This window comes from Bacillus sp. FSL K6-2431 (genome assembly GCF_038005165.1).
GTDB lineage: Bacteria > Bacillota > Bacilli > Bacillales > Bacillaceae > Bacillus > Bacillus pumilus.
The window spans coordinates 3,001,535-3,016,206 of the sequence record NZ_JBBOSQ010000001.1 but is presented as its reverse complement, the minus strand read 5'-3'; the positions used below and the strand labels follow the sequence as shown (position 1 = coordinate 3,016,206).

22 protein-coding genes are annotated in these 14,672 nt (G+C 41.5%); 3 read left to right on the top strand and 19 right to left on the bottom strand.

The annotated features are described in order from the left end of the window. From MHH40_RS15115 to MHH40_RS15035, 17 genes are all read right to left on the bottom strand, one after another. The gene (locus MHH40_RS15115) at positions 1-1,347 is read right to left on the bottom strand and encodes a phage tail sheath family protein (RefSeq protein WP_050944006.1); all 1,347 of its coding nucleotides are present in this window, start codon (positions 1,345-1,347) and stop codon (positions 1-3) included. 3 nt (positions 1,348-1,350) lie between these two features. Beyond that, positions 1,351-1,563, bottom strand: a complete 213-nt coding sequence (locus MHH40_RS15110; protein ID WP_003212736.1) for a hypothetical protein — start codon at positions 1,561-1,563, stop codon at positions 1,351-1,353. Beyond that, complete coding sequence (locus tag MHH40_RS15105) at positions 1,550-2,005, bottom strand: hypothetical protein (RefSeq protein ID WP_050944007.1); 456 nt, start codon at positions 2,003-2,005, stop codon at positions 1,550-1,552. The genes MHH40_RS15110 and MHH40_RS15105 overlap by 14 nt, the downstream gene beginning before the upstream one ends. Before the next feature lie 4 nt (positions 2,006-2,009). Continuing rightward, positions 2,010-2,507, bottom strand: coding sequence for an HK97 gp10 family phage protein (locus tag MHH40_RS15100; RefSeq protein ID WP_050944008.1), 498 nt, complete (start codon positions 2,505-2,507; stop codon positions 2,010-2,012). After that, positions 2,504-2,860 (bottom strand): YqbH/XkdH family protein, encoded by a 357-nt coding sequence (locus tag MHH40_RS15095; protein ID WP_003212773.1) that lies wholly within the window; start codon positions 2,858-2,860, stop codon positions 2,504-2,506. The genes MHH40_RS15100 and MHH40_RS15095 overlap by 4 nt, the downstream gene beginning before the upstream one ends. Next, on the bottom strand, positions 2,857-3,240 hold the full coding sequence (yqbG, locus tag MHH40_RS15090; RefSeq protein WP_050944009.1) for a protein YqbG: 384 nt from the start codon (positions 3,238-3,240) through the stop codon (positions 2,857-2,859). The genes MHH40_RS15095 and yqbG overlap by 4 nt, the downstream gene beginning before the upstream one ends. Positions 3,241-3,253: 13 nt before the next feature. Next, the gene (locus MHH40_RS15085) at positions 3,254-4,177 is read right to left on the bottom strand and encodes a phage major capsid protein (RefSeq protein WP_050944010.1); all 924 of its coding nucleotides are present in this window, start codon (positions 4,175-4,177) and stop codon (positions 3,254-3,256) included. Between the two features lie 22 nt (positions 4,178-4,199). After that, complete coding sequence (locus tag MHH40_RS15080) at positions 4,200-5,288, bottom strand: XkdF-like putative serine protease domain-containing protein (RefSeq protein ID WP_050944011.1); 1,089 nt, start codon at positions 5,286-5,288, stop codon at positions 4,200-4,202. 38 nt (positions 5,289-5,326) lie between these two features. Then, positions 5,327-6,784 (bottom strand): phage portal protein, encoded by a 1,458-nt coding sequence (locus MHH40_RS15075; protein WP_044140773.1) that lies wholly within the window; start codon positions 6,782-6,784, stop codon positions 5,327-5,329. Next, on the bottom strand, positions 6,781-8,082 hold the full coding sequence (locus tag MHH40_RS15070) for a PBSX family phage terminase large subunit (protein ID WP_161802746.1): 1,302 nt from the start codon (positions 8,080-8,082) through the stop codon (positions 6,781-6,783). Before MHH40_RS15070 ends, MHH40_RS15075 begins: the two co-directional genes overlap by 4 nt. An 8-nt stretch (positions 8,083-8,090) precedes the next feature. Continuing rightward, a complete protein-coding gene (gene terS / locus MHH40_RS15065) occupies positions 8,091-8,735 on the bottom strand; it encodes a phage terminase small subunit (protein WP_003213198.1) in 645 nt (214 codons plus the stop codon). A 152-nt stretch (positions 8,736-8,887) separates the two neighbouring features. Then, on the bottom strand, positions 8,888-9,406 hold the full coding sequence (locus MHH40_RS15060; RefSeq protein WP_050944013.1) for a sigma-70 family RNA polymerase sigma factor: 519 nt from the start codon (positions 9,404-9,406) through the stop codon (positions 8,888-8,890). A gap of 126 nt (positions 9,407-9,532) precedes the next feature. Beyond that, positions 9,533-9,739 (bottom strand): XtrA/YqaO family protein, encoded by a 207-nt coding sequence (locus tag MHH40_RS15055; RefSeq protein ID WP_012011053.1) that lies wholly within the window; start codon positions 9,737-9,739, stop codon positions 9,533-9,535. After that, positions 9,736-10,137 carry a hypothetical protein gene (locus tag MHH40_RS15050; protein WP_050944014.1) on the bottom strand — a complete coding sequence of 134 codons (402 nt, stop codon included), beginning with the start codon at positions 10,135-10,137 and terminating at the stop codon, positions 9,736-9,738. Before MHH40_RS15050 ends, MHH40_RS15055 begins: the two co-directional genes overlap by 4 nt. Positions 10,138-10,187: 50 nt before the next feature. Next, entirely contained in the window at positions 10,188-10,430 is a 243-nt protein-coding gene (locus MHH40_RS15045; RefSeq protein ID WP_233421710.1) for a hypothetical protein, read from the bottom strand. Next, entirely contained in the window at positions 10,408-10,560 is a 153-nt protein-coding gene (locus MHH40_RS15040) for a hypothetical protein (RefSeq protein ID WP_170965973.1), read from the bottom strand. The genes MHH40_RS15045 and MHH40_RS15040 overlap by 23 nt, the downstream gene beginning before the upstream one ends. Next, positions 10,557-10,820, bottom strand: coding sequence for a helix-turn-helix transcriptional regulator (locus MHH40_RS15035; RefSeq protein ID WP_050944015.1), 264 nt, complete (start codon positions 10,818-10,820; stop codon positions 10,557-10,559). The genes MHH40_RS15040 and MHH40_RS15035 overlap by 4 nt, the downstream gene beginning before the upstream one ends. Positions 10,821-10,978: 158 nt before the next feature. Between MHH40_RS15035 and MHH40_RS15030 the strand changes: the two genes are divergently transcribed. The 3 genes from MHH40_RS15030 (at position 10,979) to bioB (ending at position 13,064) form a co-directional block, all read left to right on the top strand. Next, a complete protein-coding gene (locus MHH40_RS15030) occupies positions 10,979-11,356 on the top strand; it encodes a helix-turn-helix domain-containing protein (protein WP_050944016.1) in 378 nt (125 codons plus the stop codon). A gap of 199 nt (positions 11,357-11,555) precedes the next feature. Continuing rightward, positions 11,556-11,906: a hypothetical protein gene (locus MHH40_RS15025; RefSeq protein ID WP_003213146.1), complete on the top strand. Its 351-nt coding sequence runs from the start codon at positions 11,556-11,558 to the stop codon at positions 11,904-11,906. 162 nt (positions 11,907-12,068) lie between these two features. Then, a complete protein-coding gene (gene bioB / locus MHH40_RS15020; RefSeq protein ID WP_050944017.1) occupies positions 12,069-13,064 on the top strand; it encodes a biotin synthase BioB in 996 nt (331 codons plus the stop codon). Positions 13,065-13,105: 41 nt separating this feature from the next. On the opposite strand, the gene MHH40_RS15015 is transcribed toward bioB, so the two are convergent. Further along, positions 13,106-13,579, bottom strand: coding sequence for a hypothetical protein (locus tag MHH40_RS15015; protein ID WP_003212767.1), 474 nt, complete (start codon positions 13,577-13,579; stop codon positions 13,106-13,108). A gap of 170 nt (positions 13,580-13,749) precedes the next feature. After that, positions 13,750-14,583, bottom strand: a complete 834-nt coding sequence (locus MHH40_RS15010) for an undecaprenyl-diphosphate phosphatase (protein ID WP_050944681.1) — start codon at positions 14,581-14,583, stop codon at positions 13,750-13,752. Positions 14,584-14,672 lie beyond the last annotated feature (89 nt).

Sequence of the window (14,672 nt, the reverse complement as noted above, 5' to 3'; positions counted from 1 at the left end):
TTACTTCACCTCCACATTGAAATAGAATTTTTCTGCTGCATCTACTGGTTGAACAGCTAGATCGATAATAAATCCATCACGATCTTCATTGAGACCGATCACGATATCTGTTTCTGAGTTAAAGCCTGTAATGCCGCTGCCATCTTGAAGCTGTGTGAGATACTGTGTAATCAGTGTTTTCACAAGCTGCACTCCATCATCAGATGCTGGAATGTCATTGCCATTGGCTTTGCGTAATTTAATCAGATTTTTTAATTCGAACGTTAAATCATTGTTGATGGCATCAAGCACACGAATGATTTTGTTTTTCGCCATTTGCTGATTCTTTTCAGCTGTGAAGCTTGTTAAAGAGTTAATATCTTTTTCAACACTCACCGTGCGGTCTCTCGCATCAAAAGTAAAGAGGAACTCCCCTTGTGATAATCGGTATTCTACTTGATCATTATCAAGGCGTTCTAATGTATCCACTGCTCCTTCGTATTCAACAAAGGTGAGTGACTGATTGAAGTTTGCACCTGCACTTGCCCCTGCAACCCAAGCTGTTGTTTGAGCAGGTGTTAGTTCTGTTCCATCTTCCAGCACAACACCGCTTGTCACATTAATGATGCCTTCTTGGTCAGCTGCATAGTTCGCCACAACGCCTTGCACCTTACGTCCTTGCTTATCACGTAGACGCTCGATAAATGAAGCGAAGGTTGCTTTTAATTGCTCACTATTATCGACTGGGAGCGCAATGACATCAAAATATTCTGTTTCTGCTGCTTCTAGGAAAGCTGTATAATCTGCGACACTTGCCACACCGTTTTTCCCGCCGCTTAGTGCCACACCAGCCGTGATAACTGCTTCACCTTCACCAGAAAATTGAACATATTTGTTTTCTACAAGATCTTTGACATCCGTGACAACCTGCTTATCGACAATATCTGTTCCAAGATAAGTGATGACGTCACGTTTTGTGCTGTCGAGTACATTTTCTGCCACTTGGATAGTGATCTCATTTCCTTTTTGACCGCCATAATTGGCTGTGACCACAAATTTTTCTGCGATTTCCGCTTTGGCTTGTACCCCTTCGTTTAGGCGGTAAAGCAAGACCGTTTGTGCTTTTTTCTTTGCTTCACGGAAAAGAAGAAGAGACTTGTCATCAATGTTGAGTCCAACCTTTTTATTTAAGTCTTCCATATTGGAAACGGAAATAAAGGTTTTTGGTTCTCCCCAGCTCATCACAAGAGGAAGTGCCACCGTACCTCGATCGCCTAAAGTAATTCGCTGCTCTGCTGTTGTTTTAAAATTAAAGTAAATGCCAGGACGCTTTTTCTCTGTACCTGGTGTAAATGTGCCTCCGTTCATCCTTTAAACCTCCTTGGACAAAAAAGCATCAATGTGCTTTTTCGCTTCTGTTTTTGTAATTGGTTGATGTTTGATATAAAAAAGAGCACCTTCAAGGATTTCTGGTTTAACCCCAAAAAGATCCTTACTGTGCTCCTTTAAGGCTTCAAATGAAAAGCCAAATTCTTTTTCTTCGCCAGCTGTTTGAGCAGGCTCTGCTTTTTTAGTCTTGCTCACGTTTGATCACCCCATCTGAAAAGTTGATGTCTTCAAGGCTCGCTTGTTTGTCTCGGTTATACCAATAACTGCTATCCCACGTCAGGACAATCGCTGCTACGCCTTGATCTAACATTCTGGTTTCCACTCTTTTTATGCGGACATAATCATCAAGCACCTCTCCATCTTCACTCATCATCTGAATCATTTGACGATCAGCAAGCAATGCATCAACAATTATTTCTGCCGCGTCATGTGCTTTTTCTGAATCCATATGAAACACTTTCACTTGCAGCGAATAAGATTTCATAAATGTAGATACCGTATCTGGACCGCTGATGACTGTTACGGGCGGCACATAAACGGATGGCACTTGAAAACGCTCTGGCAAAAGTCGATCATACATTGTCACAGGAAAGTGTGTGTAAATATAATGCATGATTGCCCCGACTTCTTGATTCATTTCATCACCTCCCAAAATGTCGATCGAACCAGCTTTGAAGCTTTCGATCCAGCGACTGTTCAAACATTTGCTCATAGAGCATGACAGCATGATCCCAGTAGCCATTTCCATCTACCCATTGAGAGGCAAGCATCATTCCTGTCTTTGCATTCGGATCATATTCAAAGCGACTGCCAGCCCATCTGCCAGGCACCCATCTTCGCTCTCCACTTGAAGAAGTAGCATGTCCGTCATTGACATAGGAGGCATATTCAAGCTTCGTTCCCACTTCAAGTGTGAGACCACCTTTTGACATGAGAAAATGATTCTCCTTGTCTCCTTGCGTAAAGGAGCTTAGAAGCCGACCTGTATCGACAGCATTCTCCTTGATTAACTCATCCTGAATGATGTCCAAAAGCTCTAGACCCATGTCCTCTAGCCAATCTTGATATTCTGCTTTTAAGCCGCCGGCACACGCTGTTTCCAGCTGTGAAAGCAGCCGGTCAAGTCCATCAATTTTCATAGATTTTCCTTCCTGACTGCCATCACTTCAATGTGATGATTTTTCACTTTTTTGGGCTGCTGCAACTTAAGTGAGACGCCGTTCCACACCATTTTGTCATGCAGGCGAATATCACTTGCTAAAGGAAAATGGACAAGATAGGACTGATAAATCACTGTATTCGGCTCTTCTTGCACAAGCGACTGATTCTTTTCTATGACATAACAAGCCAGATCTGTCAGGCTAGGCGCATCGGGATAGGAAAGAGTCATTTGTAAGTCATCAGCTGGAATCCCGAATTTTCCTCGGGAAGCCTCCTGATGTTCAAGGTGAAAAAGATCACAGCGATCTGTTAAGAGAGATTGATAACTCATAATGATCTCACCTTTAATTTGGTACTGCCGCCAGTAAATGATGGTTCAATGTAATCGACAAGCAGGGCATATACATAAGGTTTGCCTTTCACTTGATCAGCTGCCTTCGCATATGAATAATCACCCATTTTTTCTGACGTAAAGCCCTTCATCATAGATTCATCATCATTCAGCATGGCAAAATATTGGGCCATCTTTAATAATGCGATTCTTGCTTTTTCAGGGAGGGGCTGATATTTTTCGCTTGAGAAATCATGACCTACGATCTGAAATACCGCAGCTTCTGCTTCGATAATATCTGCTGTCAGTCTTTCTACAGATCGATTTTTCACACGCTCAAATACAGAATAGGCTTGCAGTTCTTCAGGAGAAATAATCATGGCCTGATGTCACCTACTCTTTCACTTTCATCACTTTTGCTACAGCATCCTCTTCCTCAAATTTGCTGTCTAGCTTCGCTGTTAGGACAATAATAAATTTACGTCTGCGAATATCTTTTTCTACTTCAATTCGAATATGACGAGAAAAACCTACGATAATATTTTTAGGGTGTGTCAGCAAAATATCTGATACGTCTGTTCCCGCTTCGTCATATGGCTGCATATTGGCAAGACCTTTGACCGGCACACCGAATGCAGAAGAAAGTCCGCCTTGAATAACCGCATCTCCGAGAGTTGTCTGACGGTTTGCTACTTGATCCTTCCATTCCACCTCTAAACTTGGGGATGTGTAGAAACGGAAATCCTGAGGTACACGTAAATATTTTGACGGCATCGCTTTATAGGCTTGTTTAAACATTTGACGGCTAATTTCCGCTCCATTTGCATCTACAATATGAGATACCGCTTGTTTTCTGACGCCATCCATTTGGGCTAAAAACGGATCTGCTGAAGTCGTATCCCCATTGACGATGAGCTCTTCAATATCAACTGCCGCTCGTTCAGCAAGCATTTGCATAATCGTCTGCTGAATTCCGTCTTTTTCAATATTGTTTTCAATGCTGTCGTAGGTCATATGAATCTCTGCAATGACCTCTTTTGCATTTAGCTGGACAGTGCTTGTCGCTGGGACAACACGGTCTTTCGCATCAAGCGCTTTGCCTTCCTCTGCCGGGCGCAAAATACGCTGGCCAAAGCCGATTTTTTCGATTTTTTGTGAATCACTTTCCATCGGAATGATGCGTGCATCATTTAAAACGGTTGGTGTGTTTTGCATCATTCTAATGAATGTGTTGGATTGGGTTGCGTTCATGAGACCGCCGGTTTTTAAGCTGGCAAGTGTCATTTCGGCCTTACGAATCAACTCTTGATTTCTCACACTGTTTCCTCCTTATTTCGGCTTATAGTAAGCCATCCCATATGGGTTTTGTCGTGTCGTTTTGTGTATCGTGGATTGTTTGTTTTGATATGCCCCTTGCCTTTTCAAGCATGTGAATCCGCTCTGAAATAGGCAAAAGCTGCTCCTGAAGCACTTCCTGCATCGCTGCTTTTTCTCTGCTGGCTGATTTTTCTAAGGAAGAGAGCTGATGACGAATCGGTGCAACGACTTGCTCGAGCACTTTTTGGACAGGTTCTTCCCCTGTTTGTTCTGTTTCCTGCTTTTCAGCCTGCTGCAAGACGTTTTCGATGGCCTTTTTTGCCTTTTCGAGCTCTCGCACTTGATCCGTCGTCAAAGCGGCCTCTTCTTTTTGTACGTCTGCTGGCCTTTCACCAATCGTTTGAAGTACATCCTCTGTCTTCAGAATGTCCTGCATGATTGGAATGAGCTGTTCTAAGGTAGCTCTTACATCCGCCTCATCACCATCACTTGACTGTAAGGTTTCCAGCAGATGGTCTAAAATATTCCAAAATGATTGTGACATGTTTGCACCTTCCTCTTTTAAAAAGAAATTTTTCAGCAAAGAAAAAAGCCCTCTCTCATTTGTGTCTTGAGATAGAAGCTGATCTTGTTCTTCTATGGCGACGATGTCCGCCGTTCCGGCCATTGAGTAGCCTGTAATGTGGCCTTTTTGAATTTGATCCCAAATCTCTTGGGAAGCCTTTGTCACAAGCACCCAAGATCCTTTGCGAATCAGCTCCCCGCCCACTTCAACATCAGTCGGAGCAATATATGATTCAACCACTTCGCCAACACCATCTTGAAAATCATGCTGCTTATCAATATGACGGGCATCCTTCATAAAGCCGTGTGCCGCTCTTTCAATTTCCTTGGCTGTCATAAAGTCTTGATGTGCATCAGGTGTATTCGGCTCATACACGACACCGTACACGAGGCGATGAGCATCTTCTGCCTTTGTCAGGACACTGACCTCTTTTTGAAAGTCAGGCCGCTTTTTCTTTGCTTTCATCAAAAAGAATTTCTTCTTGTTCGCTGCTTTGTCCACGTAGGAAACATGCGTAATTTTAGCGTTTTTTAGTTCTCTTGGCATATGTTCACCCCCTTTCAAAAAAGCGCACCCGCTTCTGTTTATTTCGTCAGCTGGTCCGGCTCTGGTTGAGGCTTTTCTTCAGCTGATTTCATGCGGCTTTCTAAAGGGCGGTGATACAGTTCCTCAGGCCATTCCTCTAGCGTTTTTCCGAGGATTCTTCCTGCTAAATCGCGCAAATCGTTAGGTGACACTGCCCCCGCCTGAATAAATGGTGTCAGTACTTTGGCAATCTCTAATGGATCTCTAAAATCAGGACCATTTAATAGAAAACGGACATGCCAAATTTCAAGATCCGGCAGGAAAAGAGTATTGAGTTTTCCTGTGATGAGATGCCGTTCCGGCTGAAATACTTGCTCTTCAGTTGTTTTACGCGCTGTATCTGCTGTCGCTTTGTTATAGTCTTGAGACTCACCTGTGTAAATTGGTGGAAGGCGAAACGCAGAGCGGATTTTGTTTCTTGTTTTTTCATCGTATTCTAAAAAGAGCGCATCTTCTTGCAGGATCTCGGCTAGAGATTTGAAGTTTACTTTGACATTTGAGACATCTTCTTCTCCCGTTAACCCTTTTTCTGTCGGCAGACCTTCAACTTCAAGCAATAGAAATTTATGTGCATGATCAGATCCTTCAATATCGTCCATATAATCTTGAAGCTGCTGATAAGAGGATTCTGACAGCATCCCATTTTCGACAATGATGGCACCTGGTACATGCCGTCCTTGTTTAAAATAAAGATAGTTCAGCTCCTCTGCCTTGCGTGCTCCGTACATATTGACGATGTTGCCAATCCAGCGGGGAATCCCATACGTTCCGCTGCCAATTTTAAAATGAATTACTTCTGTTGCGCGAAGCGGCTCTGGTGTGGTGTCATCGTACTTGCCTGTTTCACAGTGCAAAATGCGCGGATCACCATACTCCTTGAAGAAGACTTTCTTTTCGTTGATCACCTGCACATATTTGCGGAATCGTTTCTTTCGATTCATTGTTCTTAATTCGCCATTTTCTGTGTAACTGAATTCAACGTCGACTGGCTCACTAAGCTTGCAAATGCGGATATGGAGCGCATCTAAATACTCGATTCCGGCCGGCTTTCCTTGTCCATCTCTCAGCACCTCTAAAAAGCCATTACCCGTTTTCTCTCGGTCTTCGAGGACATAGCCAAGAATCACATCAGCGGACTCATCATAGTTCATGTACTTCGTAAACTCTTCAAGTCTTGTCCATTCCTTTTCTGCGGCTTTCTTTTTTGCCGGTTTTACACCTTCTGCATTAAAGTCAAAGGCATATTCCACCCCAAACCCAAAACCCAAAATATTCGTTTTGTACGCATCAATACATTGCTGAAGAATGGTTGAATATTCTGCCATGCTTTTTAATTCATTGATGTTGTAAGGCGGGGGAACAATGTCGTCTTTTTCATAGGAAAATTCATCTGCATACATTTGTTTTGTATGATCAGACATGTTTGCCTTCATAATCGTTGCTTTCAATTGTTTCATTGTATGGACCTCCTCTCTCTGTTTGGACGGACACGCTCTGAGGCGGTCTGTTTCAAATCCGTCACTTCATAATCATCCAGCGCATACCAGATCGCTGATAATGTGTGCGGATCGATTTGAAATGCATCTTCCTCTAAACGTCCATCCTTATCTGCCTTATAGGTCAGTGATTGAAGTTCATAGATTGTGTACGGACAAGCATCAGAGCAAATGATTTTTTTAAACCGTTTGATCTTTTTCGTATACTGCAAACGAGAGCCTTGGAACTTATGTGCTGCCACCATTTGAAATCCACGCTGCCGAAAATAGTGAATGGTTTTAGGCTCGGCTGCATCGGCTTTGATGAGTTCCTTTGATTCAATGAACTCTTTTAGGTCAACAGCTGTTTCATCATCTGTTTTCCCGCGGTCGTAATATTCCCAGTAAATATATAAGTACTTTTTTTCATGGTCGACGGCTAATCGAATGAGCGCATTGTATGATTCAACAAATCCAAAATCCATGCCTGCTCGTTTTAGCGGCCGGTCAATCTGCTGAATGGCTTCTAATACATCAGAATGGCTTCTCACCTCAAATTGAGGAAAAACCTTTGTGCCGTTGATGCCGAAATAGCCCTTCCTCGCAATTCGATAGAGGTCTGGGTCGTATTCTTTCAGCTCATCCAGCTGCTCCACATAGCTTTTAGGGAGAAATAGGTTATCTTCCGCTGTGGAGTGATGATAGTACGTATCCTTGATCACAACGGTGCGTTTTTTGTATAAGGTTTCGTCATCTAGGACAAATCGCTTCAGCTGTTCATCTCGAAAGAAATGTCTGTACGTCCAATTATCTTGACCAACAGGATTGGTCGATAACATCATATAAAGCGGTAAGGACGGGTGCCTCAGCCTTCCAAGCAGCTCTTTAAAGCCTTCATAAGAAACCTCTGAACACTCCTCAATCCAAATCATCGATATATTGTTAATCGATTTCAATTTCTCAGGCTTGTCCAGCCCTTTGAATAAGATGCTGCTGCCATTTCGAAACGTCAAGGCAAGCGGCGAACTGCGGCACTTCACCACATGATCGATGCCAAGATCGCTTACGATCTCTTGTAAGAGAGAAAATGTTGATTCGCGGTGCGTATCATATACTTCTCGAATGACAAGTGCTGTCCGTTTTTCTTCCAGCAGCTTTAAAATGAGTTTTAACGCAATGTGATAGCTTTTCGAGGAGCCGTAGCCGCCTACTAAAAATTGAAACTTTTGATTCCAATCGAATAGAAAGTGTTCAAAGTGAGGATTGACTTCTTTTTCAATCAATGGCGTCATGAGTTATCCTCTTTTCGTTTGATCATGATGTGAAGATCTTCCTCTTTTTCTTCGCGCACTGCTTTTTTTGTTTTTTCGATGGTCAGTTCAATTTGCTTTAGCCTTAATCTTCGTTCATCCTTCGCATGTGCAAGCTCTTCAAACTGTTTAATGAGACGCCTGAGCTCTCCCATTGCACGGGATTGGGCATTTAAAAAGGTGGCATGCCGATCCCATGAAAATTGAAACGAATATTCTTCTGTGCTGATTTCTTGTTCTGGCTGAATGCCTTCTACTGTTTCTTCTAATGAAGAAGGCATGTATGCTGCCTTTTTCAGCTCTTTGATCATGTCATCTTGATCTGACACATACATGATTCGCTGCGCCCGAATAATGGCAGCATATTGAATTTGAATTTGATCCCAGATTAAATCAAGCGATGTACGCCCGCCCATTTTCTCCATGATTTCAATTGTTTCATCTGAAAGAAACTGATTGAAGATCGAGTGTGCCTGCTTTGACGAACCTTTTTGCCTTTGCCATCCGTATCGTCTTTTCCAAGATTTCACGGTATGGATCGAGACATTGTAATGATCAGCAATTTGCTGGTACGTCATCCCTTTCATATAATCTTGCTTGGCTTCTATCCGTTTATCTTTCATTTACATTCACCTGCCGCCTCCTTTTAATTCGAACGATTTCCTGTGAAGGAATCATTTGTGTAGGGCTAGCAAACATCCGTTTGGTCTTTCTAACTATAGGTGGCAACTGTAAGACAAGTGTTGCTCCATTTATTTTGTAAAAGAAAAAACGCCTATTCAGCTACTTCGAATAGGCGTTCTTGTACTTTTTTGGCCATCTTTGTCCGAGCTCTCTCCATATGTTTTTGGACAGTTCCTTTCTTCACATCCAGCATGATCGCAATCTCGCTAAACGATAATCCTTGCGTTGTGTGCATGAAAAATACGTCCTTTTCTCGGTCCGTTAAAACGGACAAGGCTTCATCAATTCGTTTCTTGTCCCGCTCACTGAATTCTTTTTCATTTTCTTGGATGATTGTATATTCATGTGATAAAGCCTCTAACACTTCTGGATTTGCTAGAATGGTGCGCTGATAGACTGAACGTCTGTCTAATCCTCTGCGTGCGCCTGGCTCTCTTCCAATTTGAAGCCACTCTACTACGTATTCGAGATCGCTCACCATACTGGCGATCATTTTTTTATCATGCTTGTCTTGAACGGACAGCTGATGTTCTTCTTTTTCTTTAAATGGTTCATATTGTTTTCTAGCATCCTTTAATGCTCGTTTGTATTCGATAAGTAAATCTTGCATATTGGCTCTCTCCCTTTTTTAAGAAAATAAAAAACGGACACCAATCAGTCCCCTTTTCATAGGGTCTTGATCAGTGTCCGCAGGCTTTCCGTCTTGGACGTATGATGTTGTGATCTGTTCTGTGATCTAGCTGATTTTAAAACCAATCTCGTGATCTACTCTTGCAAAATGACCTTTTGCCGTTTGGATAATGGTTTTTCCATGTTCAGGTACATCTATCTGATAAGCTGTTCCTACATTCCCATCTAACACGATGACTTGAATTTTTCCTGTTTCCATCTCACCGACAAATGTCTGGTTTTCTTGAATGAATAATTGTTTTGGCTCGTTCATATGCTTGTCTCCTTAATTGGTGAGGACTTCGTGCCATCACCTATCGTATTTAAAATGATTTCAATTCTTGGACGCATACTATAAAACTGGGAAACTCTTAAATCGACAATCTGTAGAGGGGCCCTATCCGCAATAGAATGAAGTGCTTCTTGAATATGGTGTAATCGGGGCTGAAAGATGCTGACGTTCACTGGACGTATCAAACCTTTCTCTGCGTATGTACGCTTGATTTGACAATCAGCTATGTCAAGCGGCATGTCGTCAAATAAACGAATCTCGAGTGATAGTGCGTCTTTTATTTTCTGCGGGCATTGCGCTTTTGCAGCTGCTCGTATTCTTTTTATCAATGTATCTTTTGTGAACAATAACTCTGTCTCAATGATGAAATGGATGACCATGTTATGATCTCCCGTCATCCTTTTCCCACTGACGAATGTCTTGTTCGTTTTTACTCGCTTTGAGCAAGCATTTGAGGATTTCCATGATTTTCTTCCATCGTTTCATGTCGTCTTGCTTCCTCCTTTTTTGCTTCAGCGAGCTTTTCCGCCAAGAGGGTCATGTATGTTTGCTTGTCTTCTGATGTGGAAAAAACAAACACCGGTTTTTGGTGTTGAAAGGTCATCCAGCCGCCGGCTTGGACTAAACAGAGCTGCGCTTCCTTTCTGGCATCAAACGTCATCTGATGTTTCATCTTCTTCAAATCCCTCCAGACTCTCTTCAATCTCGACTTGATACCCATAACGTGTCATGTCATATGACCAATAGCTTTTTGGATATCCAAAATCATTCATCTGCGCTACCATTGGATGTTCAATATTCATTTTGTTCGTCTCCCCTTTTCAAAGAAGTGCTCTTCCTTTAAAGAATTACTCATTTCGTGTAACTTTTGGTCAAAAAAAAGCTCTTGAACACCCCTATTCAGCAAATCTGCAATATGCTTTGCTATTTCTAAGCTGGGCTTCGTTCTGCCCATTTCTATATTTGCATAGCCGCTCGTATACTTATACCCTAACTTTTTCGCCAAATAGGTTTGTGTTTTTCCTTGTAAAATGCGTTCTTCTCGTAAATTTTCAAGTTTCATCTTTTCACCTCTTACTCAATATGTGTAAGTTATATTCATTATGATAATATACACAAAACGAGTAAGTCAATCATTTTTTATTCTTTTTGTGTAATTATTTATCTTTTCCGTGTAATTCATGATAAAATTTACTCATAACATGAAAAAAGGTGTTTCCAATGGATAATTTGACTGGGAAGATTTTAACTGAATTAAGAGAGAAGCATGGATGGAGCAAGTCAACGGTTGCTAAAAAACTCGGATTAAAGGCGATGTCCACTTATGCAAATTGGGAATATGGCTTGAGAAAGCCCGACGGTGAAATGATTGTGAAAATCGCCGAGTTATACGGGGTTTCAACGGACTATCTTCTCACAGGTAAGGACAAAGGCGGAACTGATGGCGACCTTGCAGACGATCCTGATTTGCAAATTGCGTTTAAGGCTGCCTCCGATTTTTCCGAAGAAGCACGAAGACAAACCATCGATTTTATTCACTACATTAAAGAAAAAGAGAAGCAAAAAGGCCGTCAGCCAAAACAGCGAGACGACGATTGAGCATCTCTTTTCATAAAGCTTTACATTGCTGGGATACGCCCAGCTTTTTTTTATGCCTCTTTTTCCCCTAAAAAAGAGAAGGCTCATGAATAATATGTGACAATTTTCACCATAAATACTCTTTTTTCCACATATTTTAATTGACATATAATACTATTATTATTAATATATGTATATGCCAAAAAAAGGAGTGTTACCGATGAAAAAATTAATGAAAGCTTGTACATTGTCTTTAGCTGCTTTAGGTGCTCTTACGTTCTTCCAAACTGAAGGTGCACATGCAGCTGCACAGCCAAAAGAACCAGTTATAGCAAAAGCTCCTATTATGAATAAAGTGATTACAGTGAACCGTACGCTTACTGTAGGTTCTTCAATCGCCGTCTCTCTTCCAGCAAGTCAAATTTCTGTGTCAGGCGCAACATATGCCATTCAATTAGATCAAACAGCTCCGAACTTCACTTGGATTCGTGCCGTACAACGTGGTTCTGTCACAGTTTCTTACTATAATTCACTAGGCGAGCTTGTGATTAACTATATTACTGTTCGATAAGCTATAAGGCTTTACATATAAAAAGGCGATGACTTCATGATCATCGCCTTTTTGTGTGTCTTCAAGTATTTTTGTAGACTTCATTTATCCAATGCTTGCCAACGACTATCCATTATGTTAACTTTTAATAAAAATAAGTTAACATAATGAGAGGAGCTTATGATGGGAAAACACATATCTTTGTCTTGGGAAGCGATAGCAGAAAAAGCGCTGAAAAATGAACGGATCACTCTTCAAGAAGGTCTAGATATTCTTGAAGCTGACGATAGAGAATTATTATCTATCATGCATGCAGCCTATCAAGTACGATTTCATTTTTTTCAAAATAAGGTGAAATTAAATATGATTCTTAACGCAAAAAGCGGTTATTGTCCTGAAAACTGTGGTTATTGTTCACAGTCGATCATTTCTAAAGCATCGGTTGAACGATATACAATGCTTGATCAAAAAACGATTGTGGCTGGCGCGCGTGAGGCGCTCAAGAGAAAAGCGGGGACTTATTGTATTGTCGCGAGCGGCAGAGCACCTTCTCACAGAGAATTAGATGAGGTGACAGCAGCAGTAAAAGAGATCACTGAGACCATGCCTTTGAAGGTGTGTGCATGTCTTGGGTTATTAAATGAAGACAAAGCGAAGCGGCTGAAGGAAGCAGGGGTTCATCGGTACAATCACAATATCAATACACATCAAGATCATCATACTCACATTACGACAACTCATACATATCATGACCGCTTGTCGACCCTTGAGGAGGTCAAACAGTCGGGCATGTCACCTTGCTCAGGGGTTATTATTGGAATGGGTGAAACCAACCAGCAAATTGTTGAAATGGCTTTTGCGCTCAGAGCCATTGATGCGGATTCCATTCCAGTCAACTTTCTTCATGCAATTGAGGGAACACCACTTGAGCATCAAGAACGAACACATCCGGTCAAAGCATTGAAAGTGTTGGCACTCATGAGGTTTGTCAATCCAACCAAGGAAATTCGAGTGTCTGGAGGCAGAGAGTTCAATTTACGGACGCTTCAGCCGCTTGCCCTTTATGCGGCAAATTCCATTTTCGTAGGCGATTATTTAACAACAAAAGGTCAGCAAGTCAAAATGGATCATCATATCATTGAAGATTTAGGTTTTGACATAGAAGAATGTGCGTTATAAAAAAAGTCTGCCGGTGAATCGGCAGACTTTTAACAATAAGATTAGAATCTTTTATGGAAGTCGACAGTGCCGCTTCCTTCCTCACGGTCAAAGCTGCCGACAAATGTCCAGTTAATATAGCCGCCGTCACCATTATTGACGAACGTCCCATCTTCAAATACCCAAATACCAAACGTAATACCATCATATTCAACACTATCATAGTAAACCACATTGTTCAGTCCGCTAAAGTCATGGTCTTGGCTTAAGTTTTGGACAACGACGTTATAGTTTTGACCTGCTTCATAGAAGGCGCTGTACGCCGCATTTTTAACGAATCCATCACGATTTTGAGATGATTTTACTGCTTGTTCAATTTTATCGGCAATGGCTACTGGATCAATAGAGACACTTCCATCAACACCTGTTGTCGTTGCAGCTTCAGCCGTTTGACCAAAAGTCGTAAGAGATAGAGGGGCAGCAACCATTGACGTAGCGATCACAGAACTAACAAAGAATTTGCTTGTTTTTCTCATTATTTCTAACTCCTCCTTTAATTGGTATGTTTATGTACTACCCCTTCTCCAATCTCTTAAACACTAATTTATGAAAAAACTTCTTTTTCTACCAAATAAGAGGGTGATTTTACTGTTTAAAATAGTTAAAACAACAAAAAACTACTCTTTAATAAGAGTAGTTTTCAGCATTACATGAATAGGATAAATAAAATCACACCTAGGATTATTCGATATATTGCAAAAGGCACCAGTTTGATTTTATTGATCAGTTTTAGGAAGAATCGAACAACGAAGAGAGCCACAACAAATGCACTCACAAAGCCGACGATAAAGAATGGCAGCATGTCTGTTGTTAAATATTCGGCATTTTTCACCAGTGTTAACAAGCTTGCCCCCGCCATAATCGGCATCGCCATGATAAATGTAAAGTCAGCTGCTGCACGGTGATTCAAACCAAGAATAACCCCGCCTGCGATCGTCGAACCTGAGCGCGAGAAGCCTGGCCATAATGCCAAACATTGAAACAGTCCGATATAAAGCGCCTGTTTATACGTCATGTTATCGACAGAGCTTGTTTCTGTTTTACGTTTATTGATCCAGTCAGCGACAAGCATCAGCACTGCGCCTAAAATCAAACCGACAGCAACTGTTCTCACGTCAAACAAGTATTTATCAATATAATCTTCAAATAAGAATCCTAAAATGACGGCTGGGACGAGTCCTACTGCAATTTGAGCAATGGTCAGTTTATGCCCGCTGCGCTTTTGTTCTTCAGTGATATTTTTCTTTAAGCCTAACAAGTTCAAAATTCGATCCTTGAACACAATCATGACAGCTAAAATAGAGCCTAACTGAATCACGACTTTAAATGTGTTTGCCGCCTCTGGCGTAATGATTTCCTTTGACTTTAACCAAAGATCATCGACAATGATCATGTGACCTGTAGACGAGACAGGTGCATACTCTGTTAATCCTTCGACAATTCCTAAAACCAGTGCCACGAATAAATCCCATAGATTCATGATTTTCTTTCCTTTCAATTCTGATCTTTTGAACAGGCAACCATCTATGTCCACATAAAGACAAGCTTCCTATTTCGAAAGCTCGTCTT

Bases quoted from the DNA above. Each gene is read 5' to 3' on its own strand.
- MHH40_RS15115 (WP_050944006.1), bottom strand. From the start codon at position 1,347: ATGAACGGAGGCACATTTACACCAGGTACAGAGAAAAAGCGTCCTGGC.
- MHH40_RS15105 (WP_050944007.1), bottom strand. From the start codon at position 2,005: ATGAATCAAGAAGTCGGGGCAATCATGCATTATATTTACACACACTTT.
- MHH40_RS15100 (WP_050944008.1), bottom strand. From the start codon at position 2,507: ATGAAAATTGATGGACTTGACCGGCTGCTTTCACAGCTGGAAACAGCG.
- MHH40_RS15095 (WP_003212773.1), bottom strand. From the start codon at position 2,860: ATGAGTTATCAATCTCTCTTAACAGATCGCTGTGATCTTTTTCACCTT.
- yqbG (WP_050944009.1), bottom strand. From the start codon at position 3,240: ATGATTATTTCTCCTGAAGAACTGCAAGCCTATTCTGTATTTGAGCGT.
- MHH40_RS15080 (WP_050944011.1), bottom strand. From the start codon at position 5,288: ATGCCAAGAGAACTAAAAAACGCTAAAATTACGCATGTTTCCTACGTG.
- MHH40_RS15075 (WP_044140773.1), bottom strand. From the start codon at position 6,784: ATGAAACAATTGAAAGCAACGATTATGAAGGCAAACATGTCTGATCAT.
- terS (WP_003213198.1), bottom strand. From the start codon at position 8,735: ATGAAAGATAAACGGATAGAAGCCAAGCAAGATTATATGAAAGGGATG.
- MHH40_RS15060 (WP_050944013.1), bottom strand. From the start codon at position 9,406: ATGCAAGATTTACTTATCGAATACAAACGAGCATTAAAGGATGCTAGA.
- MHH40_RS15055 (WP_012011053.1), bottom strand. From the start codon at position 9,739: ATGAACGAGCCAAAACAATTATTCATTCAAGAAAACCAGACATTTGTC.
- MHH40_RS15050 (WP_050944014.1), bottom strand. From the start codon at position 10,137: ATGGTCATCCATTTCATCATTGAGACAGAGTTATTGTTCACAAAAGAT.
- MHH40_RS15045 (WP_233421710.1), bottom strand. From the start codon at position 10,430: ATGAAACATCAGATGACGTTTGATGCCAGAAAGGAAGCGCAGCTCTGT.
- MHH40_RS15040 (WP_170965973.1), bottom strand. From the start codon at position 10,560: ATGAATATTGAACATCCAATGGTAGCGCAGATGAATGATTTTGGATAT.
- MHH40_RS15035 (WP_050944015.1), bottom strand. From the start codon at position 10,820: ATGAAACTTGAAAATTTACGAGAAGAACGCATTTTACAAGGAAAAACA.
- MHH40_RS15030 (WP_050944016.1), top strand. From the start codon at position 10,979: ATGGATAATTTGACTGGGAAGATTTTAACTGAATTAAGAGAGAAGCAT.
- MHH40_RS15025 (WP_003213146.1), top strand. From the start codon at position 11,556: ATGAAAAAATTAATGAAAGCTTGTACATTGTCTTTAGCTGCTTTAGGT.
- bioB (WP_050944017.1), top strand. From the start codon at position 12,069: ATGGGAAAACACATATCTTTGTCTTGGGAAGCGATAGCAGAAAAAGCG.
- MHH40_RS15015 (WP_003212767.1), bottom strand. From the start codon at position 13,579: ATGAGAAAAACAAGCAAATTCTTTGTTAGTTCTGTGATCGCTACGTCA.
- MHH40_RS15010 (WP_050944681.1), bottom strand. From the start codon at position 14,583: ATGAATCTATGGGATTTATTCGTGGCACTGGTTTTAGGAATTGTCGAA.